Annotated in this window: 22 protein-coding genes and 1 riboswitch; of the genes, 4 read left to right on the forward strand and 18 right to left on the reverse strand. The window is 46.2% G+C overall.

What is annotated here, in order from left to right; translation table 11 throughout:
- Positions 1 to 7: 7 nt before the first annotated feature.
- Positions 8 to 718, reverse strand: a complete 711-nt coding sequence (locus tag DK187_RS04130) for a pseudouridine synthase (protein ID WP_111606078.1) — start codon at positions 716 to 718, stop codon at positions 8 to 10.
- Between the two features lie 10 nt (positions 719 to 728).
- Positions 729 to 1424: a VC0807 family protein gene (locus DK187_RS04135; protein WP_111606079.1), complete on the reverse strand. Its 696-nt coding sequence runs from the start codon at positions 1422 to 1424 to the stop codon at positions 729 to 731.
- Between the two features lie 208 nt (positions 1425 to 1632).
- Here DK187_RS04135 and DK187_RS04140 point away from each other — a divergent pair, with 208 nt between their 5' ends.
- The 3 genes from DK187_RS04140 (at position 1633) to DK187_RS04150 (ending at position 4241) form a co-directional block, all read left to right on the forward strand.
- Positions 1633 to 2847: a DEAD/DEAH box helicase gene (locus DK187_RS04140; RefSeq protein ID WP_111606215.1), complete on the forward strand. Its 1215-nt coding sequence runs from the start codon at positions 1633 to 1635 to the stop codon at positions 2845 to 2847.
- Between the two features lie 96 nt (positions 2848 to 2943).
- Positions 2944 to 3894 (forward strand): M23 family metallopeptidase, encoded by a 951-nt coding sequence (locus DK187_RS04145; protein ID WP_111606080.1) that lies wholly within the window; start codon positions 2944 to 2946, stop codon positions 3892 to 3894.
- The gene (locus tag DK187_RS04150; protein WP_111606081.1) at positions 3798 to 4241 is read left to right on the forward strand and encodes a bactofilin family protein; all 444 of its coding nucleotides are present in this window, start codon (positions 3798 to 3800) and stop codon (positions 4239 to 4241) included. Before DK187_RS04145 ends, DK187_RS04150 begins: the two co-directional genes overlap by 97 nt.
- Before the next feature lie 10 nt (positions 4242 to 4251).
- Here the strand turns inward: DK187_RS04150 and rho are convergent, their stop codons facing one another.
- The 14 genes from rho to DK187_RS04220 all read right to left on the reverse strand — a co-directional run bounded on the left by rho (position 4252) and on the right by DK187_RS04220 (position 20083).
- Positions 4252 to 5208, reverse strand: coding sequence for a transcription termination factor Rho (rho, locus tag DK187_RS04155; protein ID WP_111606082.1), 957 nt, complete (start codon positions 5206 to 5208; stop codon positions 4252 to 4254).
- 88 nt (positions 5209 to 5296) lie between these two features.
- Positions 5297 to 6754 (reverse strand): FAD-dependent oxidoreductase, encoded by a 1458-nt coding sequence (locus tag DK187_RS04160; protein ID WP_223232355.1) that lies wholly within the window; start codon positions 6752 to 6754, stop codon positions 5297 to 5299.
- 265 nt (positions 6755 to 7019) lie between these two features.
- On the reverse strand, positions 7020 to 8858 hold the full coding sequence (gene atzF / locus DK187_RS04165; RefSeq protein ID WP_223232354.1) for an allophanate hydrolase: 1839 nt from the start codon (positions 8856 to 8858) through the stop codon (positions 7020 to 7022).
- Positions 8855 to 12511: an urea carboxylase gene (gene uca, locus DK187_RS04170; RefSeq protein WP_111606083.1), complete on the reverse strand. Its 3657-nt coding sequence runs from the start codon at positions 12509 to 12511 to the stop codon at positions 8855 to 8857. The genes atzF and uca overlap by 4 nt, the downstream gene beginning before the upstream one ends.
- A 93-nt stretch (positions 12512 to 12604) precedes the next feature.
- On the reverse strand, positions 12605 to 13246 hold the full coding sequence (locus tag DK187_RS04175) for an urea amidolyase associated protein UAAP2 (protein WP_111606084.1): 642 nt from the start codon (positions 13244 to 13246) through the stop codon (positions 12605 to 12607).
- A gap of 2 nt (positions 13247 to 13248) precedes the next feature.
- Positions 13249 to 13965 (reverse strand): urea amidolyase associated protein UAAP1, encoded by a 717-nt coding sequence (locus DK187_RS04180; RefSeq protein ID WP_111606085.1) that lies wholly within the window; start codon positions 13963 to 13965, stop codon positions 13249 to 13251.
- A complete protein-coding gene (locus DK187_RS04185) occupies positions 13962 to 14786 on the reverse strand; it encodes an ABC transporter ATP-binding protein (RefSeq protein WP_204355575.1) in 825 nt (274 codons plus the stop codon). The genes DK187_RS04180 and DK187_RS04185 overlap by 4 nt, the downstream gene beginning before the upstream one ends.
- Complete coding sequence (locus tag DK187_RS04190) at positions 14783 to 15601, reverse strand: ABC transporter permease (protein WP_111606086.1); 819 nt, start codon at positions 15599 to 15601, stop codon at positions 14783 to 14785. The genes DK187_RS04185 and DK187_RS04190 overlap by 4 nt, the downstream gene beginning before the upstream one ends.
- A gap of 61 nt (positions 15602 to 15662) precedes the next feature.
- Positions 15663 to 16715 (reverse strand): putative urea ABC transporter substrate-binding protein, encoded by a 1053-nt coding sequence (locus DK187_RS04195; protein ID WP_188322977.1) that lies wholly within the window; start codon positions 16713 to 16715, stop codon positions 15663 to 15665.
- 62 nt (positions 16716 to 16777) lie between these two features.
- Positions 16778 to 16885: riboswitch (guanidine-I (ykkC/yxkD leader) on the reverse strand.
- 189 nt (positions 16886 to 17074) lie between these two features.
- Positions 17075 to 17965, reverse strand: a complete 891-nt coding sequence (locus DK187_RS04200) for a ZIP family metal transporter (RefSeq protein ID WP_111606088.1) — start codon at positions 17963 to 17965, stop codon at positions 17075 to 17077.
- A 2-nt stretch (positions 17966 to 17967) separates the two neighbouring features.
- Positions 17968 to 18570, reverse strand: a complete 603-nt coding sequence (locus tag DK187_RS04205; protein WP_111606089.1) for a superoxide dismutase — start codon at positions 18568 to 18570, stop codon at positions 17968 to 17970.
- 264 nt (positions 18571 to 18834) lie between these two features.
- Entirely contained in the window at positions 18835 to 19323 is a 489-nt protein-coding gene (locus DK187_RS04210) for a GNAT family N-acetyltransferase (RefSeq protein WP_111606090.1), read from the reverse strand.
- A gap of 253 nt (positions 19324 to 19576) precedes the next feature.
- Positions 19577 to 19822 (reverse strand): DUF2442 domain-containing protein, encoded by a 246-nt coding sequence (locus DK187_RS04215; protein ID WP_111606091.1) that lies wholly within the window; start codon positions 19820 to 19822, stop codon positions 19577 to 19579.
- Between the two features lie 3 nt (positions 19823 to 19825).
- On the reverse strand, positions 19826 to 20083 hold the full coding sequence (locus tag DK187_RS04220; RefSeq protein ID WP_111606092.1) for a DUF4160 domain-containing protein: 258 nt from the start codon (positions 20081 to 20083) through the stop codon (positions 19826 to 19828).
- A gap of 198 nt (positions 20084 to 20281) precedes the next feature.
- On the opposite strand from DK187_RS04220, the gene xylA reads away from it, so the two are divergent.
- Entirely contained in the window at positions 20282 to 21601 is a 1320-nt protein-coding gene (gene xylA / locus DK187_RS04225; RefSeq protein ID WP_111606093.1) for a xylose isomerase, read from the forward strand.
- Positions 21602 to 21694: 93 nt separating this feature from the next.
- On the opposite strand, the gene DK187_RS04230 is transcribed toward xylA, so the two are convergent.
- Positions 21695 to 22135, reverse strand: a complete 441-nt coding sequence (locus DK187_RS04230; protein ID WP_111606094.1) for an RbsD/FucU family protein — start codon at positions 22133 to 22135, stop codon at positions 21695 to 21697.
- Between the two features lie 45 nt (positions 22136 to 22180).
- Complete coding sequence (locus tag DK187_RS04235) at positions 22181 to 23245, reverse strand: ABC transporter permease (protein ID WP_111606095.1); 1065 nt, start codon at positions 23243 to 23245, stop codon at positions 22181 to 22183.

Consider the following 23245-nt stretch of genomic DNA (forward strand, 5'->3'; position numbering starts at 1 on the left):
ACCTCAATCAATTGGGATATTTGTGGAAAGACGCCACTTCCTTTTGGGTTAAATAACGCCACTGCTCACTCTCTACATCAAGGCAAACATCACCTATTTGCTCTCTATGCAGCCACGCCACTCGATTCTGTACAGCCGCAAACATACGTTTTACCTGATGAAATTTGCCTTCTGTAATGGTCAGTCGCACTTCGTTTGGCGCAATAACCTCTAACATAGCAGGCAATGTTAACTGCGTCTCCCCTTGCAATTTGATGCCTTCTAAAAATCTCTCAGCCACCGCTTCCGCTTGCTCATGGCTTAACGCTTTAGATAAACCAACACGGTAGACCTTTCGGCAGCCATTGCAGGGGCGCGTAATATCAAAAGACCAGCGACCATCGTCCGTAATCAACACCAAGCCCGTTGTGTCGGCATCTAGACGCCCTGCAATGTGTAATTCAGAAACTCTCTCCACCTGTAGATAATTAAACAACGATGGATAAGCTTCATCAATATTAGAGCAAACCGTGTTTATCGGTTTATGCAGAAGAAGATAACGAAAATCGCGAGCCTTTAGCCTGTCGCCATTCAACAACACGGTATTGTTTTCATGCACTTGAACCGACTCATTCGTCACCACCTCACCGTTAACGCTCACTTTCCCAGCATGAATGCATTGAGTGGCAGCGTCCTTGCACAGCTCGGTACTTTTACAAATAAACTTATCAAGGCGCATACTAAAATTCTTATTTCTTAACCATCAAATCTTCAAGCTTCAACCCTGTCGCTTTATGGATGCTGCGCCACAGGTAATAAAATATGGCCATCATCATCACCATAGAAGGAATCGCAATCATAGGATAACTGTACAGCGTCATCTGGCCCAACTCTTCATTGAACGCGGCCGTTCCCGCTGGACTGGTGACAATCCACTTAGCAAGCACGTAGTTCATAATCGCTGAGAAGGCAAAAGACCCTGCCACAAAATAAGTGGCCTTCATCAATTTTCTCTCAAAGACCTGAACACTGTTATTTTCCTCTAACTTCTTTTGGATCGTCTCCACATCCATTATGGCTGCGTTAAACAACAAAGCTCGCACCAAAGGATAAGGCGTAAAAGTCGACACCAATACCGCAATACCAATAATGGCAGGAATAGACGCTTCTTTAATCGCCAGCCACTTATTATCCAGTTCAAACAAGCCGATACTGCCGGTCAACAACACGCTAACCAACCCTAACAAAGCAATAAAATTAAATTTTCTGTATTTGACCAGCTCAAACAACCCCCAACCAAGCGGAAAAGCAAGAGCAAGCATAAGACCACCACTTACCCCCAACTTATCATCACCGCTTAACTTCATCAAAATAAAAGACGGCAAAATAACACTAACAATAAGGTCCACCATAGGACGTGGTTTATGTGCAGGAGAACGATTCATAGGTTTACGATTCCAAGTTAAAAACAAAGACGAATAATCAGGCCATTATACAGAAAAAACCGTGATCAATGCTCAGACCTCAAAGATAAACCTTTTGTTCAATGATTATTCGCCTATTCAAACAACGCCGCGGCGTTTTTTACGCTATAATGCAGCACTTTTGTCTTTTGACAAACCCAACCCCTTACGACAATCTGTCCGAGCGCCTATGCCATTTGCAAAACTGGGATTATCCGTCCCCCTAGTACAAGCCATTAAAGAAATGGGGTATGCCACCCCAACACCGATCCAAAAACAAGCCATTCCCGTCATTCTTTCCGGAAAGGATCTCATTGCCACCGCGCAAACTGGCACAGGCAAAACAGCCGCCTTTGTATTGCCCATATTAGAACGGTTAAGCAGCCCCAAACAAAACCATGAAAAACCTACCTTACGTGGTAAACGTGTTCGTGTACTGATTCTGGTTCCAACGCGCGAATTAGCGGTACAGGTAGCGTCTAGCGTCAACGACTACAGTAAGCATCTCAACCTTAGCAGCATGGTGGCTTATGGCGGTGTCGATACCGAACCACAAAAGCAGCGCTTAATTGAAGGCATAGATATTTTAGTGGCAACACCAGGCAGGCTTCTGGATCTAGCTCACCAACGTGCGGTCCATTTTGACGAGCTAGACGTGCTGGTTCTAGACGAAGCCGACAGAATGGTCGACATGGGGTTTGTAGGCGACATTAACAAAATCATCGATCGACTACCCCAAAATCGTCAAAACCTGTTGTTTTCAGCGACAATGACCGACGATGTTCGCGCCCTAGCCTACGATTTCTCCGATAGCAAAATGACCGATCTCGCCGCGGAAATAGCTATTTCTCCGAATGTCCGAGCGGCAGCCAATATCAAACAATGGCTGATCACAGTCGATAAAGACACAAAATCTGCCCTACTAAGCCATTTAATCAAGGAACACAATTGGGACCAAGCGCTGATTTTTATTGAGAAAAAACACGGTGCCGCCAAACTGGTCGATCAACTTGCAAAACGTGGTATTAAAGCAGACTCCATACATGGCGACAGAAGCCAAGCCATGCGCGAAAAGATTCTAGCGCAATTCAAATCCGGTGAACTTAAATACTTAGTCGCCACAGGTGTGGCTGCCCGAGGACTCGACATTGGCGAACTAAGCCGCGTCGTAAATTACGATTTGCCTTTTAAACCAGAAGAATACATTCATCGCATAGGCCGAACAGGGCGAGCCGAGTCCAAAGGTGAAGCCATATCGTTTGTCGCCATGGGCGATTTCAAAAACCTCTGTGCGATTGAAAGTCGATTGAAGCATGTCATTGATCGTAAAGACATTGCTGGCTTTCCAGTGAGAAAAACCGTGCCTATCTCAATCTTAAATTATGTACGTAAAAGCAACCGCTAATACTAAATCGATATCTTTTAGATACAAAAGTTTACAAAGGTAGATAAAATGCTGTATATCTAAGAAATACATTATGGCAGTGGTAAAAGCTAAGGCATGAAAGATCATATAACAATATCGATTTCTTCAATACATGGAAGTAAGCACTTTAGTTTGGGAAAAAGAACTCGTCATACTGTTAAACTTATCAGCGCTATAATCTTTCTTTGCATACTCATAACCGCTGCCATTATTTATTATCTAGTGAATGACGCGGAGTTTTCTAAATTAAAACTTCGCGAATTAGAAGATAAATCTTTGTCTTTAAGCAAAGAAATCAAATCACTAACTGCACTCAAAATAAACTTAGAACAAGATTTATCTGAACGTGAAGAGCGTATGCAATTAGTATCTGATCGGTTGGATGATCTAGAAAAACTTCTTGGCATGGACAGCCAAATGGATGCAAAATTTGAATCACGCTTAAATATTGCCGCCATCAATTCATCCATACGGGTCGCCATGTTAACCCAAATTCCAAGCGGCCCGCCGGTCAAACATGCCAGAACGTCTTCAGGTTATGGTGAACGACAACATCCCGTCACGGGCATTGCCGCGTTTCATCGAGGGCAAGATTTTGCAGTCAATGTTGGCACCCCTATTTATGCGCCGGCAGATGGTGCGATTGAATCCGTACGCCCAAGCGACAAAGGTTCTGGCAACTATATTCGCATACTTCATGCCTACGGATTTTCAAGCTCGTATTCTCATTTGAGCAAATTCGCTGTCAGCCGAGGGAATTTTGTTAAAAAGGGCGACTTAATCGCCTATTCAGGGAACAGTGGGCTGTCCTCCGGACCACACCTTCATTATGAAGTGAGATTTATTGGACGGCCATTAAATCCAAAGCCCTTTGTGGATTGGAGTGTTGATAATTTTGATACCATTTTCAAAAGCATAAGAGGTATACAATGGGAATCTTTGGTGGGCAAAATAGAGTCAAGAGTCAGTCATCAACTACAACGCTCATCGCAGAAGGCTGTACCGTCAAAGGACACCTCAAAGTAGCGAACCAGCTGCAAATTGATGGTCATGTAGAAGGTCAAGTTGATGCGATTACTCAATTAAAAATCAGTGAATCAGGAAAAGTGCTTGGAGAAATCACCACCGAACGCTTGATTATTAATGGTCATTTCGAAGGCACTTGTCGCGCTAACTACGTTGATATTCTAAGTAACGGACGCATTAGCGGCACGGTTTACAGCGATAACCTCAGCATTGAACCTGGTGGAAAATTTACCGGAATCACTCACCCTGCTGAAGCTACCGCACCAAAGCCAGAAGCAAAAGCCAAAGAAACTCAACAGCTAAATAAAAAGATCGCCTTGATTAGCAATGATCCTCCTATTAGCTGAAGGAATGGCTTTATCCCGCAACAAAATGCTCGAGCAGCTCAGAATTGGTGGGGTAGGTTTGCAATAAATCCACCAGTTTACTGGCGCCTTCTACCGGCTTCAAATGGGTTAGTGACCGTCGTAACGCTCGTACCTTTTCGATATCCTTGCTATCAATCAGCAACTCTTCACGGCGCGTGCTACTTTTTGCTATGTCGATCGCTGGGAAGATTCGATGGCTTGCCACTTCACGTGACAACACAATCTCCATATTGCCCGTCCCTTTGAACTCCTCAAAGATCACCTGATCCATTCGACTCCCTGTGTCCACCAAAATCGTGGCAAGAATCGTTAATGAACCACCGTTCTCAATATTTCGTGCGGCACCAAACAGTTTGCGGGGAATTTCCAACGCTCTGGTATCCAACCCACCAGACATGGTGCGACCACTGCTTTTACGATCTGCGTTATGCACCCGCGATAATCGAGTCAACGAATCGATCACAATCATCACATCCTGACCCGCACCAGCCTGAGCACGTGCTTTATCAAGCAGCTCATCGGCCACTCGAACATGCTGCGCATAACTCTCATCTGAAGAGGATGCATGTACCTCAGCCGACACCCCACGTCTAAAATCCGTTACTTCTTCTGGCCGTTCATCAATCAGCAAGGCATACAACTTAATATCAGGATAAGCGTCACCAACGGCCTGACAAATATGCTTCAAGATGGTTGTTTTACCAGACCCAGGTGGCGCCACAATCAAACCTCGCTGCCCCAAACCAATTGGCGTAATTAAATCCATCGCTCGCATGGACAACTGCTGAGATGCAGACGCCAAACGAATGCAAGGTGCAGGGTGAATGACCACGCCATTTAAAAAGCGCTTTTGTGGATCACTTTCAAACACCTCTTGCCCACCCTCTTCAACAGAGTTGACGTCAGAGGCACGTTTGCCTTTCAAGCTTAATATTTTTCTCGTCATGGTATTGGTTACAGCCTTAATAATGAAATGTTGTTGCTAACGTCACGTAATGACGTCATTAAGCACTTAACCTAGAAGAAGATAAGTGTTACTCATCTTCCAATCGATTCACATGCCGCCCTCTGGGCTCATCCCCAACATGAAGCACAATATCAGAATGCAAAAACTCAGCCGCCGCGGCAGAATCTTTCACTTTCACCGCACTGCGCTCTAGCATTTCAGCTTCAAACTCCGCTAATACAGCTTGCCTAACTCCCACGTCCCGCCAATTGGAACCAATCCTACACCCAGCCGCAATGCTTCGAGCCAACGCCAGCGCATCCAACAAGGCTTGATTCGCCCCTTGACCTTTAAATGGACTCATTGGGTGAGCGGCATCGCCAATCAAGGTAACATTATTGCCCTTTGCCAACCATTCAGGTTGCAGCAAAGTGCGATCATACACAGGATACCCCGACACCAAAGACGATGGTGTGGCCGTTAAAATTTGAGGAATCGGGGAATGCCATTGAGTTCTTCGGCAAGCCTCTTCTTTCAACGCTTGTGCTCCTTGCGCACTCAAGGCTTTCGCATCGCTTTCTGACATTGGAAAACTCAATTGCCACATCACAGAATCTGCCGCATAGGGCATAATATAAATTCTTTCGTTGCCATTGGCGGTTTGAAAAACCGTGGCCGAATCCAACAGATCGCTCTCAATATCGCCTAGGTCAGCCAATGAACAAATCCCTAAAATGACGATACAACCTAAATAGCGCAGCGGCGTGGCTTCCTCAGTAATTAACCAACGACGCACCACACTTCGGATACCATCCGCGCCCACGACAAGATCCGCTTTCGCGCTTTTTATCTCGCCACCGACCTGAAAGCGTAAATCGACACCCTCTTCAGTGTCTTGAAAATCAACCAATTGATGACCCCAATGCAACGCATCGTGACCACCAAGCTGATCAAGCAAAGCCAAGCGCAAAGCCTGACGTGCAATATGAATATTAGTTCGCTTCGGCGCGGTTTTCGTACCAGAATGCACCCACTTTCGCATTCCCCACTCACCGACCACGTCACCTTCCGGTGTATGGACCAAATGCCGCGTGGACACCACGCCCTCTTCTAAAGAGAAAATCCCCAGACCTTCAATCGCCTTACTGGCCTGCTGCAGAGTCAATCCATAGCCTTGAGATCGAACATCAAAACCACTATCGCGCTCATAAAGCGTAAAAGGAATACCACGGTGCAAACACGCCACCGCCAGAGCCACACCCCCTATACCACCACCAATAATAGCAACGTGAGGATAATGTTCCGTGTCCGCCACGGGAAAATGATCAGATGGCAACAGCCCAGAACCCGCACACTTCAAGCACAACTCAAGATGCGCTTTAGGACGAATTGGCGCTGGCCCCTGTCCCTTCATCTGCTCAAACTCGGTCAATTCTTTTAAGTACGATAAACGTACTTTTTTACGCAACCTTCGACTGCGCTTTCCTCGCCCTTGGCAATAGGTACACGCAACCCAATAACCCTCTTTAACGTCCAATCTATTCACTTCTTCTCAAAAAGAACCAACGCTTTATCCCATCGTACTTAGGCAAAGCCTTACATTAATGCTCACTGATGCAAATAATAGCCGATACCAGCTAAGCGACCACCACCTTTTTTAAAATTCGATCAAATTAACCCAAAAGCAGCGCACACACAGATGCTAAAAAAGCACCCGTATAATGGGTGGCTTAGAAAAAGATAAAACCACTCATCTAACTATAGATAAGTGGTTTTATGTTTTGCTCAATAAAAACGATAAACGAGCACTATCACAATGTCGCTAAATACGCTCGCCAGCTATTTAAGTGCGTAATGTCTTTCGCATTTTCAATGCCATAAGGTTCACAGATAAATCCTGCCACCTGACTGCCGTCTGCCAATCTGACTTTACCGATACCAAGGGGAGCTGGAATACCAGCGACGAAGCTGCCGAAATTTATCGTCGGTACAGACCAGACTTCGACATCGATCGCCGCCCCATTCGATTCGTCCAATACCAATCCAGGACGCAGCGGTGGGCCGCCTGCCAAAGCGTACATACGATACACTGGCGCTGTGGTGGTTTTGCTTTTCAGCTTGGCACCGCGCTCTGTGAGTTGCCAATTAAGCGGTTGACCTACTAAATGCGCACCACAAACCATAACGTCGATGGTTTGATTATGTCCCACAGATGTCGTGTTGCTTGGCGTCGCCATTACTTCTAAAGCACCTTTTTTAAGTGGAAGCGCTTGCTGAATGCGGTTAGCAATGGACATCAACATACGATCACTAAAAGTTGGTCCAACGAGCGTGATACCAAACGGCATGTCGTTCTCTGTCATCACGGTGGGTACGGCGATGGAAGCTAAATCAATTAAGTTCATAAAGTTGGTGTAGTAACCCAACTCACTGTTGCGCTTAATCGGCTCTTCAAGCATTTCAGCCATGGTAAAATGGCGCCCCGCCGTTGGGGTGAGTAAACAATCGACCTGTGCCATTTGCGCTAGGCAAATTTGCTTCAAATAGTTAATACGATATTGCGCTTTAAACAAAGCCGTTGCTGGCGGTTTGCCACCCGGCGCGATGATCTCGCGTACTACAGGGAAAATCGCCTCTGGGTTATCATCGATTAATGGCTGAGTCGCAATATAGCGCTCGGACACCCAAGGACCTTCGTACAAAAGCTGGGCGATCTCATCAAACGATGCGTAGTCGATCTCTTGGAAAGCAAAGCCCTGCTCTTTTAACAATTCCAAGGTTTGCAAATAGGCTTTTTCGTAGCTTTCGTCACCGAAGAACTTCAACTGATGAGCAGCAATGACGCCCACTTTTAAAGGCCCTGTACGCAAACCATACTGCCGCGCTTGATTATCAAATGGATTCTGGCGGCTGTAGCCGTCTCTCTCATCAAAACCCTCTGCCGCCGCTAAGGCGACATTGGCATCGTCTGTGTTATAGGCAAAAATCGTCATGCAATCCAAGCTACGACAGGCAGGCAGCATACCCGTTGCGGATAACAAACCAATGCTCGGCTTCACCCCAACCAAATTATTAAAGCACGCAGGAATACGACCGGAACCAGCCGTATCTGTTCCTAAGCTAAAACTCGCCAAGCCGAGCGCCACTGCAACCGCCGAACCGGAACTGGAACCACCACTGATGTAGTCGTAATTAAACGAGTTATGGCACGCTCCAATGGGCGAGCGGGTGCCATTTAAGCCTGTGGCAAACTGATCTAAGTTCGTTTTACCCACTGGAATTGCACCTGCGTCGATCAACTGCTGTACCACTTGAGATGATTTTTTTGGCGTGTAGGCAAAGGCGTCACAACCCGCAGTAGTGGGAATATCTGCCAAATCGATATTGTCTTTAATGGCAAAGGGAATTCCCCATAAAGGGTGTGTGTCCATGTCTTTGTCTTTTAAAGCATCCAGCCAAACCGCTTGTTCCGATTCGGTTAATAGATGAATCCAAATATTGTGATCTTTATAATCGGCAGCACGCTGACGAATGTCGGCCATCACGCTGGCTGGTGTTGCTACACCTGTTTTATAAGACTCACGCAAGGCGCTGAACCCCATGTCTAATGTGTTCTCACTTGTATTGTTAGTCGTCATACTGATGCTCATGCTTTTCCCTCCACTAATTCCGTCACTAATTCTTCTAGCACAACGATGGCCTGGCCGGCGTTGACGCGACTACCGTCTTTTAATAGCAAATCGGACACCACGCCAGACGATGTCGCATAAATAGGAATCTCCATTTTCATGGATTCTAAAACCACCAGAAGTTGCCCCGCTTTCACTTGATCGCCTACTTTTACTTGGGTTTGCCATACGCTGCCGGAGACTGGGCTATCAACGACAGTAGCGTCTTCACTCCAAGTGATGTCTGTGGCGACGGCTTCACCTTCGTCCGTATCAAAATGGAATTGTCCATTGGCGTGCCAACTTGCCAGTTCTTCTTCAAACGCCTGATTACGAATTTGTTTAAAGTCATCAATGCTGTCGCTGTTTTCAGCGATAAAGCTCTGATAATCAGACAGGGAAAAGGTACTCTCTTCAATATGAATACCATAGTTATCGTGCGGGAAGTCTTGACGGATTTGATCCAATTCTTCGTGGCTCACTTCGTAAAAACGTATCTGATCGAAGAAGCGCAATAGCCAAGGTTGACTAAAGGCACTGGTCAAACGGTAGCGGTTCCACATTTGCAACGTACGACCAACAAATTGATAACCGCCCGGCCCTTCCATGCCATACACACACAAGTAGGAACCACCAATACCAACGGAATTTTCCGCCGTCCATGTTCGCGCTGGATTGTATTTGGTGGTCACCAAGCGATGGCGAGGGTCCACTGGTGTGGCCACTGGCGCACCGAGATACACGTCCCCCAAGCCCATGACCAAGTAACTCGCATTAAACAGAATGTCTTTTACGTCGTTAATGCTGTCTAGACCGTTAATACGACGAATAAACTCTAAATTACTTGGACACCAAGGGGCATTCGCACGGACAGATTGAGCGTATTTATCGATGGCTTCTTGGCACGCCTTGTCATCCCAAGACAAAGGTAAATGAACAATGCGCGACGGTACGGTCAGCTCAGTCAGTTTTTCACTTAGTGCCGTTTCGGCCGTTTCTAAATGCACCAATAAATCGGCGTAACTCAGTTGCTGGCTGTCGTAATGAATTTGCAATGAGCGAATACCCGGTGTCAGTTCGCGCATGCCGTTTAACGGATGTTGCTCTAGCCATTGCATCAAGGCATGAGCACGAAAACGCAGGCGAATGTCGAGCATTTGCTCGCCATATTCCACCAGCAAAAAATGATCTCCCGCCGCACGATAGACAATTTCATCACCGAATCGATCTTTCGCTAGGGTTTTCAAAATCGGTGTATGCACTTCACAAGGGGGAATGTAGTTATCGAAGGAGGTTAAATCAGCCAAAGCTTTATTTTGTGCTGCCTCAAGAACCACCGCATCCTCCAAAGTCACCGGAATGAAACGGATCTTATCGCCAGCACGCAGCTGACCAAGCTTCCATAAATCTGCCGTTATCACAGTAGCAGGACACACAAATCCTCCAAGCGATGGACCATCTGGCCCGAGAATCACGGGCATGTCGCCCGTGAAATCAACGCTACCGAACGCATAAGCATTATCATGAATATTAGATGGATGGAGCCCTGCCTCACCGCCGTCGTTACGTGCCCATTTGGGTTTTGGGCCAATCAAGCGAACACCCGTTCGGCTAGAGTTATAATGAATCTCCCAGTCTGTGCCGAAGAACATCTCAATGTCTTCTGGGGTAAAAAAGTCTGGTGAGCCATGCGGACCGTAAATTACGCGTAGCTCTATTGCGTAGTTAAGCTGAGAAAGTAGTCCCTCAGGCACCGACTTAGCAGGGAAACCACCAAAAGATGAAACATTAGATTCAAGTACATGCAAGACATCACCGGCTTGAATCGCTCGACCATTGTGTCCGCCAAATTGCCCTAAGGTAAAGGTCGACTTTGATCCCAAATAATTTGGGCAATCAAAGCCACCCGCAACGGCTAAGTAGGCTCGAGCACCTCGGTCTTTAATGCGTCCCAACGTTAACGTCTCACCCGCTTTTATCGTGACCACATGATTTTGTTTAACGGCCTGGCCGTCTATTTTCGCATCAATCATGGCGCCACAAATCACCACACGAGTCTCAAAACTGAACATCAAGCTCGGCCCTTGCAAGGTGATTTCCATAGCAGCGGCGGACTCAGCATTATTGAGTAAGCGGTTCGCTAAACGAAAGTGATAACTATCAAACGGGCCAGACGGCGGCACGCCCACATTCCAATGGTGCTGACGACCGGGAAAATCTTGTAAGGTGGTTTGTGTACCACCACTTAAGACATCGATACGCGCCGGCTGATAGACAAACTGATTGAGGTAGCGGGTGCTCACCTCGCCCCCTAATAACACAGGATCGGCGACTAAGTTTCTCAGGTAATCTAGATTGGTTTCTATGCCATATAAAACGCAGTCATCTAGCGTTGTTTTTAGCTTAGTAAACGCGGCATCGCGATGCGCTTGATGAACAATCACTTTAGCCAACATAGGATCAAAGTAAGGCGACACTTCAATGCCGGTTTCGATCCAAGAATCGATACGAACACCCGCGCTAGCATCGGCATTAGTATTAGCAAAAGGCCACTGAACCTGACTCAATAAACCCGCACAAGGTTGAAACTCTTTATAAGGATCTTCGGCGTAAATACGCACTTGTACCGCATGACCGTTTGCTTTTAACGCAGCACGCTTTGAATCCAAGACAAGGTCTTCTCCAGCCGCAAGGCGTATCATCCATTCCACTAAATCCACACCGTAGACCATTTCGGTCACACCATGCTCTACCTGCAAACGCGTATTCACTTCCAGAAAGTAAAATTTATCTGTGTCCATGTCATAGATAAATTCGACTGTACCAGCATTACGGTACTGTACAGACGACAATAATAATTCGGCGGTTTGATGAAGCTGTTTACGCACGTCGTCGGTTAAATTGGGTGCGGGGCACTCTTCGACGACTTTTTGGTTACGACGTTGGCTGGAACAATCGCGCTCACCCAGAGCAAGTGCCTTACCTTTACCATCGGCAAAAATTTGCACTTCGATGTGACGAGCACGAGCAATGAACTTCTCTAAAAAAACGCCATCGTCGGCAAAGTTATTGGCGCCTAAACGACGCACCGAATCAAAGCTGTCTCGCAAGCCTTTTTCATCGTGACATAAATGCATACCAATGCCACCGCCACCCGCTGTGCTTTTCAGCATCACAGGATAGCCAATCTCGCTAGCGATTTGACAAGCGCTGTTTAAATCGGTGAGTAATGCTGAACCTGGCGATAAGGGAACATTGGCTTTTTGTGCCAATTCACGTGCACTGTGTTTTAGACCAAACGCCATCATTTGCTCGGCGGTGGGGCCAATAAACGCAATACCTTCCTCTTCACAACGACGCACAAAAGTCGCGTTCTCGCTCAAAAAACCATAGCCGGGATGAATCGCCTGAGCGCCAGATTGTTTGGCGATATGAAGGATCTTCTCCATATCGAGATAAGTCTCGCTGGCTCCACCCTCGCCTAAGGAGAAAGCTTCGTCAGCACGTTTGACGTGCAAGCTCTTGGCATCGGATTCAGCGAAGACCGCCACCGAGCCAATCTGCATTTTATTAAGAGTGCGAATGATACGTGTCGCAATAGCGCCACGATTGGCAATTAAGACCTTGTTAAACATGGTTCAACCTTGGCCGGGCCGTCCCGGAGCGAGATACACATCAGTGGCCGTCCACTGAGCTAGCTAAAAATCATCGGTTCTGTCGGTTGACAGTTATTTATCCCACACGAGCATGTCAACTGGCGTTGGATTGTAGCCGTTGCAAGGGTTATTCAATTGTGGACAGTTCGAGATCAACACGATGATGTCCATTTTCGCCACCATCTCTACGTATTTGCCGGGCGCAGAAATACCGTCTTCAAAGGTCAAACCACCCGCTTCCGTAACAGGCACATTCATGAAGAAATTGATGTTATGACTAATATCGCGCTTCGATAACCCAAACTCTGGGTTTTCGGCAATCGCAAGCATCCAGCTGTCACGGCAGGCGTGCATGCAACGCTTTTCCAAGTCATAGCGCACGGTATTACTTTCCGTCGCACAGGCTCCGCCCAGGGTGTCGTGACGACCACAAGTGTCCGCGACGATTTCCAACATGACATTGTTTTCATTGGAGCGAATTTCAGACCCAGCGGTTAAATACACATTGCCTTGTTCACGAATCGTATCGGTGGCGCTGTAGCGTTCAGCCGGATCATTGGCGTTGTAAAACAAAGTATCCGCGGCTTGGTTGCCTTCTAAATCAACAATTCGAAACGTAGAACCTGCTTTGACGACGCCGATAAAATAATCACCGGCATCCACGTGGTATATCGCATTAGCGTTTTCTGCTTTTAATAAGCTTTCTTTGATCATGATTAGGCCTCGGCACCAAAATAGTAGAGTTCGTTGTTGGCAAAACCCCGTTGATTTTCAGGACGAGATATTTTACAAAAATCATCCTTCGCCACAGGGGCGGCTTTTTCTAATACAATGGCAACGGGTTTTCTTGGATAATGGGTGGCCTTGCTCAACGGATGCGGACAAGTGTGCAGCATCACCAAGGTGTCCATTTCAAAACGCAGAGTCACACTGGAACCCGCTGGACTGTTTCCCTCAACCAATGACATAACACCTTCACTGTCTGTGCAAACTCGACTAAACAAGTTTAAATTCGCAGCTATGTCAGCTTTGGTTAGACCGTATTTAGCCATTTCCACCAACATGGCATCGTGACCATTTTGCATCCAATCATTACGATCATTTTGATAGTCACGTTTACCCCACTTCGATTCGATGTGTGAAGCATGACTATTACCACTGACCGTCTCGTGCCAGCCAACAGTGTCTTCAATGATGGAAGCAAATATGCGCCCCATGTCGGAATACAAACAATGGCCTTTAGTGAGTTTAAAAGTATGTTGACCTTTCAAGGTGTCAGGTGCGTTGTAACGCTCAAGCAAGTTTTCTGGGTTGTAAAACACCATGCCCACATTGGCATCACCTTCCATATCCGTCAGGGTCATTTGCATTCCTCGACGCACGCGAAGCGACCAATGACTGGCAGCGGGGATAAGGGTTTTGTATTTCTTCATAATGCAGTGTCCTCGATATTTTGGTCCGCATTGGAAAGCGGCCGAATACGTTGATCGATTTCGTCAAAAAGTGGCTCAGCCATATGACCGACAGGTAAGTCGTAGGTAATAGAAGCGCCATAAGCATTTGGCGCATGAGGATCATGGCGTAACTTGTCAAACACCCATAAGCGCGTACCAAGATAGAAACCTTCTTTTAGATCATGGGTAACCATGAAAATAGTCAGCTTATGCTTACGCCAAAGATCCAATACCAAAGCATGCATATCAGCACGAATACCGGGATCCAGTGCGCCAAAAGGTTCATCCAGCAATAAGATACGCGGTTTACAAATCACCGCTTGGGCAATCGCAAGACGCTGCTTCATGCCACCCGATAATTCGTGTGGATAGCGGTGCAAAGCATGACCTAGACCCACTTGCTCTAGCATCTCTGTCGCTTCTTGCTTGGCCGCTTTTTTCTCTTTGCCAAACAAATAGCCAGTGATGGAAGATTTTTGAAACCCTTTCGCCGCGATCACGTTTTCCAACACCGTCATGTGCGGGAAAACCGAATATTGCTGAAATACAATGCCGCGATCTGAACCTGGCTCATTGGGTATCGGCTTACCATCCAAAAGCAACTCGCCTTCAGTGGCCGATTCAATACCTAAGATCATTTTCAAAAAAGTACTTTTGCCACAGCCAGACGCGCCAACTAAAGTGACAAACTCTCCTTCTTGCACCCTGACATTGACACGCTCAAGAATAATATCTTGACCATAACGCTTGCCGATGTTGTTCGCTTGAATCATGGTTCTTACTACTTTTTTCTCGCTCATGATTGCGCCTCCACACTCCAAGGAAAGAGTCGACGGTTTAATTTACTGAGCAGGTAATCCACCAGAAATGCCAGCAGTGTAATCCACGCCACATAAGGCAAAATCACATCCATAGACAAATAACGACGCACCAAAAATATTCGATAACCCAGCCCATCTGTTGACGCTATGGCTTCCGCCGCTATTAAAAACAACCACCCCGCCCCTAAAGACAAGCGAACAGCATCAATCAATTTCGGCATAATTTGCGGCAATACCACACGGACTAATATCTGGCTGGTACTCGCGCCTAAGGTTTGCGCTTTCACCAGTTGCTCAGCTGGAATCTCTTGAGTGCGTCGCTGGATATCTCGGGCAATAAAGGGTGTTATTCCTATTGCGATTAAGGTAATTTTTGACACCTCACCAAGACCAACGACAATAAATAAAATCGGTAACAAGGCCAATGGCGGCACCAAAGACACCACCGTCAGCAAAGGTGAAAAACCAGCCGAAAAAATTGGCAAGGCCCCCGTTAGCACCCCAACAAACAAGCCGACAATGGCCGCGATCAGCACACCCAAAGCCAAACGCGTCAAGCTGCTTGCGGTATCTTGCCAGAACAACAGTTCACCCGAACGCTTACTGGGTTCAAACGCCATGCGATACATAGACTCCCCCATTTGACTAAACGCAGGCAACAGTTTGTCATCAGGGTTCATGGCCAATCGAGCATCAGAACTCACCATGTACACCATGATGAGCACGGCGAATGGCAACAACCCGAGCAAAATATTGCTTGTTCGATTTGGCTTATAATTTATGAGTTTTTTCATGCTTTTATCCCATGACGCTCTGACTACTATCGCTAGTAAACAGAGCGTTTACTTTGGATGGTTACAGTTGGCCGTCAGCAGCCATTTGCATGTAAGTTGGGTCAAAGCGAAGTTTGATATTGTCGGCGTTACCAAACACACCTGCTGGTGTTTCAATACCAATAACACCGGCATCTGGCGCGCCATCGCCTAATAAGCCATGATTAAAAGAGAATTCCGCAACATGCTGCATGGTTGCCATCAATTCTTTGCTGTTCGTTAAAGCCAACGCGGATTGTGGGGTATAAAACATTTTCGTGCTGGCAAGTTGTGCATCGTAGCCTTCTAAATCCGTTTCAGAGGCTTCCGCCATGGCAGTACGCGCATCAATCGCCGCTTGATCCGTACCACTCATTAACGCCATGACTTCATACCACGCACCCACTAAAGCTTTGCCTAAATTAGGATTCGCTTTGAGCGTATCGGTATTAACGACCAGCATATCAATGATTTCACCGGGGATTTGTGAAGAGTCAAACACATTGTTTGACTTAGGCATGGACGTAATTTCGCTTAGCAAAGGATTCCAAGTCACCACGGACGTCACGTCACGGGTTCCATAAATAGACACCATGTCAGCATCAGATGTGTTAATTACCTTCACATCGGACTCACTAAGACCCACAGAGTCCAAAGCACGAGCCAGCAAATAATGAGACACACTCAATTCGACCAAATTGACATTTTGCCCTTTAATATCCGCCAACTGGTTTTTATCTTTTAAGATAACCGCATCATTACCGTTGGAAAAATCCCCAACAATTAATGCCGTACTATCAATGCCACCCGCCGCCGGAATGGTCAGCGCGTCCATGTTCGTCATCGCACAGGCATCAAATTGACCTGCGGTATATTGGTTGATGGATTCGACGTAATCGTTGATTTGCACCACATCGATGTCGATACCGTATTTGTCGCCCCATTTTTTAACAATACCTTCTTGCGCCGCATAGGCCCAAGGCATCCAACCGACATAAATAGACCAACACACTTTAAATTTATCAGCAGCAAAGGTGTTTGCAGACAGGAGAAGCGTAAACAGTAGAACGGTTACTTTTTTTGCGGAATTTTTCATGGAAGCTACCTTTTCAGTTTGTTTAATTACACACGGAGTACCCTTGGCCATATCGCCATGTGGTCTCCCGGGCTTTTGTCCCGCCGTGTAACCTTGAAACTGCCAAGGTCGAAAGCTCTCGGACCAGTCATTTCGATAAGATCGAAATCGGAACCCTAGCTCTCTATTGATAATCTACATTGTGATGTTCGACTTTCCAAGGGTACGAACAGTTTTGATAAAGCAGATTGTGTGCCAGTTATACAGAACGCTTTATTTTAAAGGCTCAAGGCATTTTTTTGACACCACCCGTCACTAACAAACAACAAAAAATGGGCCAAAAAAGCCCATTTCGTTATTAACGCACTATTTTTATGCAGTCAGGCCAACGCCGTATCTAACAGCATCATAAGCACAAAACCCAACATTAAGCCTTTTGTTGCCGCCAGCTCGTGACCTTGACGATGAGATTCAGGAATCATTTCATGACTGATCACAAACAACATAGCACCAGCCGCTAAAGCCAACCCTAAAGGCAACAATACGCTAGATTCCCCCAACACCACGGAACCAATAACGGCCATAACAGGTTCCGTCAGACCTGACAGTACCGCAATACTCACCGCCAATAAACGGCTGTAGCCCACGGCTAACAACGCCATGGCAACCACTAATCCTTCAGGAATATCCTGAATCGAGATACCTGTTGTCAACGCCGTAGCCGCCGACACATCACCACTGGCAAAAGACGCACCTATCGCCAAACCTTCCGGGATATTATGCAGAGCAATGGCAAAAACAAATAACCAGCTGCGTCGCAAAGTCTGACCACGTAACCTGTCTTCCTCTTTAATAAAATGTTGATGTGGTACCAGCCGCTCCAACACCAACATAAATGCACCACCAAGCAGAATTGCCACCCCCACAGAACTGGAGCTGTACCATGGCGAAGCACCACTGCCTTCCAACAACGCCAAAGCAGGGATAATCAGAGAAAACATACAAGCTGCTAACATTACCCCAGCTCCAAACCCCAGCATAACATCATGCAATTTTTGCGATAAGCGATGCAGAAACAAAGCAGGCAATGCGCCCATAGCCGTCGCCGCTGCCGCCACAACACCCGCATAAAAAGCATAACGCACCTGAGAATGTTGTTGTAACAACACCACAAACTGATCGATGGCGGTGTAAGCACCTAGTACTAAAATGATGCTTCCGATCCACTTTCGCACGCGGATCTTAGGTAACGACAACAGAGTCAACTTCATGCTTACTCCTGAAACCACACAGCGACTTGCGACCAGTTGATGACATTAAAAAATGCCGCAACGTAGTCAGGACGTTTATTTTGATACTGCAAATAATAAGCGTGTTCCCAAACATCCAATCCTAAAATCGGTGTCAATCCATCCATTAATGGGCTGTCTTGATTGGCGCTGCTGGTCACCTGCAATTTACCTTGCTGATCTTTCACCAACCAAGCCCAACCACTGCCAAATCGGCTCAATGCCGCTTTAATAAACAGCTGTTTAAATTCTTCAAAACTACCAAAGCTTTGCTGAATCGCGTCTGCTAATGGTCCTTGTGGCTCCCCACCCCCTTCTGGTGACATCACCAACCAAAACAAACTGTGATTCGCATGACCACCACCATGATTGCGCACCGCCCCCTGAACGTTTTCTGGCAATGACGCAATCTCGCGCAACAGGCGCTCAAGAGACCAATCCGCATAAGCGGTTCCTTCTAGAGCAGCATTTAATCCGTTCACATACGTCTGATGGTGACGACTGTGATGAATCTCCATGGTTAATGCATCAATGTGCGGCTCTAAAGCGGTATAAGCGTAAGGCAATTCAGGTAAGGTAAAAGGCATCTTATTCTCCAAAATAAATAACGATAAGAAGAATCATTATTATTTCTATTAATAACAAATGCAAATCCTATTTTTTTACGCTCGCGACGAGAGCTCGACTCTTTACGGATTTTTATGCCACCGCCTCAGAAATATAGGCCAAGGAAATTCAAGTCTAAACAGACAATGATTTATAGGGAAAAATAACGTTGAGGATACAAGGATCAGCGCTGAGCAACGCAGCGCTTGAAGCAATCGGAGTTGAACGCAGATACAAAACCAGCGCTATGACATTGTCGCTTGATCTATTCTCTTGACCATATTCACACTGACCGTTTCATAACCCATTTTAGCGTACAACTTTTGGGCCGCGTCATTATGAGAAAACACATGCAAGCCAATATTGACGATATTGTGCGTTGCGGCGAAGTCTTCGATTTCCTTGAGAGCAAGCTTGGCATAGCCCTTGCGGCGATGTTCTGCCTTGATTTCTAAATCGTAAATAAACACCGTACTCGTAGTACTACTGTTCTCTAACGACAGCCATATCATACCGACTGTTTCGCTCTCTTCTGGTACTCTCATTTCAAAAAAATGATTGTTGTCCGTGTCGATTCCACGCGGTAACAATCTTTCTATATCTCGTCTGGCTCGGGACAATGATCCTGTTTTCTGCCAACGACCAGACTCTACATTTTCTCGCGCATACTGCACAATCAACTCTTCAATATAAGAAGCAAAAAAGGCTTTTGACATAGACATTAAAAAAGACATAACCACTCCGACTCATACTAGACAAAAACAAACTCACCTGTTCAGTATTCATCATTTTTACAAAAACAGAAGCTTTATTTACAGCATTTAATTACCAAGTAAAACCCAATCCCTTGGTATGACTGGCTTCTAAAGGTGGGTGGCTTGGTATTCGTGGTATTCGTTGGCTATCTTTCACATCAAGTTTTAGAATTTAAACCGTCTAAAAAAACATTTCTGATCTCATGAAGTATCTCCCTAGCCAATGAATTTACTAAACACTCTGCTTGCTCTGCAATGCCTTCAAAAACTCTGGTGCTAAATCTGCGCCATTCGGCCAAACAATAGTCTCTAGCTCTGGATCGACAGAGACATTCTGAAACTCGGCCAAATCTTTAAGAGGTTCGAACATCGAGCCTTTGAGCTCATTGGCCAAATCCACTTCTCCTGAGGTTCCATCATCAAAGGCAATCCACAACTTATAGCCTGATAAATATTTAGCGGACGTAATATGCAGCATTGTTTACTCCAATGGGGCAATGTCATTTAGAGGTTCACCCGCTTTCGCGCGAGACCAATTCTCGTCTAGTTCTACTTGATGCATTGCAATCCATTCTTGCACAAAAGCAGATGCACGTTTCGGTAGACTCCCTTCAAGTATCCTCCCATCAAATGCGAATAACGCTTCATACCCTGAATACTTCGCATGGAAGTGTGGTGGATTATGATCATTAAAATACATAGCAATCAATATACCGTAAAAACGACTAATAACTGGCATTCCTTTGCCCTCCGTAATAATTGTTCCCTAATCTTATTACAACTTCCCCGATCGGAGCAAAGCCATTAACCCATACAACTCCACACAAAATGCCCAACAAATTCAATAACGCGCTCAGAAAATTTCGTAATTGATGCTCCAGCCTAAAAAATCAATGATTCGTAGGGACAAAAAATAACAATAGTCAGGAGTTTTAAGATGAGCGAATTTTTCAAAACCGTGCCATTTATCAAGTACGAAGGCGCGAGTTCAAACAACCCATTTGCGTTCAAACATTACGATGCGAACAAGGTGTTGATGGGGAAAACCATGGCGGAGCATTTACGCGTGGCGGTGTGTTATTGGCACACGTTCTGTTGGCAAGGCAGCGATGTATTTGGCGCAAATACCTTTGATCGTCCTTGGTTTAAAGCGGATTCAGAAATGGCAGCAGCGAAGCTAAAAACCGATGCTGCCTTTGAGTTTTTCACTAAACTGGGTGTGCCCTATTACAGCTTTCACGATGTGGACGTCAGCCCAGAAGGCCGCACAATCAAAGAGTACATTAATAACTTCGCGCAAATGGTTGAGGTTCTTCAGGCCAAGCAAGAAGCCACTGGCATCAAGCTATTGTGGGGCACGGCGAATGCTTTTTCCAATCCAAGATACATGTCTGGCGCAGCGTCCAATCCGAACCCTGAAATCTTTGCTTACGCAGCGACTCAGGTATTTCATGCGATGAATGCCACCAAAGCCCTTAAAGGTGAAAACTACGTTCTGTGGGGCGGCCGTGAAGGTTATGAAACCCTATTGAATACCGATCTAAAACGCGAACGCGCTCAGCTTGGCCGCTTCATGCAAATGGTGGTTGAGCACAAATACAAAATCGGTTTTGAAGGCACCTTGTTGATCGAACCAAAACCAGCGGAGCCAACCAAGCATCAATACGATTACGATACGGCGACTGTGTATGGCTTCTTGAAAGAGTTTGGGCTTGAAAAAGAGATCAAGGTCAACATCGAGGCCAACCACGCGACCTTGGCAGGTCACAGTTTCCACCATGAAATTGCCACGGCTTGCTCATTGGGTATTCTTGGCTCCGTCGACGCCAACCAAGGCGACGCGCAATTAGGCTGGGATACAGACCAATTCCCAACTAGTGTGGAAGAATACACGCTGGTTACTTATGAGATTCTAAAATCGGGCGGTTTCAAAACCGGCGGTTACATGTTTGATACCAAGCTACGTCGTCAATCGATGGATCTGGAAGATTTATTCCACGGTCACATTGGCGCCATGGACACCTTGGCCCTGTCGTTAGAGCGCGCGGTTAAGATGATCGAAGACGAGAAACTGGCGAACTTTGTAGATCAACGCTATGCGAAATGGAACGACACCTTGGGTGCCGATATCCTAGCGGGCAAACACACATTGCAAGATCTTGCGGAATACGCCGAGAAAAACAACATCGATCCTAAGCCAGTGTCTGGTCGTCAAGAGATGCTAGAAAACATGGTGAATGGCTATATTTTTAAATAAGTTCATTCGTAAGAGCTGAACCAATAAAGACAAAAAAACACAGGCCAACGAAAGCTGACCTGTGTTTTTTTATGACTTGGTTGTACGAAAAAGTTAAGAAAAGATCACGCCTTTTTTCAAAAGAAAGCAGCCGTAACCTCGCCCTTCACCAGTCACAACAAAAGCGTAGGCTTTTTTTGCTGCGTCATAAAAAGCAAAACGCTCTAACGACCCCATTTCCGCGTTGTCACTGTCGGCGGCTTTTAAAACAGCGGCGAATTCTTGCTGCACTTCTGGCATCACAGATTCGTCTTCACCCACCACTTGCATACGAGTCACTGGCTGATCAACAAAGGTATCCAACGGCAACACCGATAAAATTGCCTTAGCGGCCTGAATGACGTTCACGCCATCTAAACGAATAACCGGTTTTCCAGCCGCCATAGAAGCCGCTGGAAAATTACGATCGACCAGTACGATGTCATCACCGTGCCCCATGGTGCGTAACACGTTCAGTAACTCACCACTTAGCAAAGGATCTATATTTTTTAGCATGTTTTTTCCCTAATCACAGATAGGCTGAAAGCAAATATTGATAATCTATTTTTGCTGCACGATGGCGGCTTTATGCTGTAAGCGGCTTTGTTTTTGGTCGATGATGACAGCAAGAATAATCACCACACCTTTAATGACCATTTGCCAAAATTCGCTCACGCCCATCATCACTAAGCCATCGGCCAAAATACCAATAACGAAAGCGCCAATCAGCGTCCCCATAATGGTGCCGCGACCACCAGCCAATGAGGTTCCGCCTAACACCACGGCGGCAATGGCGTTCATCTCAAAAGAGACACCCGTTGCTGGATGACTGGCCACCAGTTGTGAAGACACCACAATGCCCGCAATCGCCGCACAAAAACCAGAAATGGTGTAAACCCAAACTTTGACACTGCGCACTTTCACACCAGACAACTCGGCAGAATGCTCGTTGTCACCAATAGCAAAAACATGACGACCAAATTGCGTTCTTTTGGCGATGTAGGCAATCACACCAGCAAGGATAAACATCATCCAAATGGCGTAAGGTAAACCCAAGAGTTTCGCAGAACCAATTAACTCAAACCCCGTATTGCCCAGCTGTTCATTACCGGATAAACCCGTAAAGGTTTCACCGCCAGACAACAACATGGACGCGCCACGCACAACATACATGGTGCCCAAGGTACAAATAAAAGGCGCGACGTTATAACGGGTAATCAAAATACCGTTAACAGCGCCTATCAAACCACCGATAACCAAAACGATAGGCACAATCAGCCAAACACTAGGAAAAATGGCGATGCCAAACATCGGCAAGACGATTCCCTTAGTAATCAGCCAACCCGCGACCATGCCACAAAACCCCAGAATCGCACCAATAGAAAGGTCGATACCTGCGGTGATAATGACGAAGGTAATGCCAAGTGCCAAAAAGGCGTTGATGGCAATGTGCTTCACCATGATGATCACGCTACTCGCCGCCAAGAAACCCGGTACCATAAAGGTGAAGAAAGCGAGGATTAAAAACAACGCAATAAAGGTGCGCATTTTTAACGCCAGTAATAACAGACTTTCGCCAGAGAAAACCGACGATGGTTGAGACGCCATATTTTGAGAAATTTTCAT

The organism is Marinomonas arctica (assembly GCF_003259225.1).
GTDB lineage: Bacteria > Pseudomonadota > Gammaproteobacteria > Pseudomonadales > Marinomonadaceae > Marinomonas > Marinomonas arctica.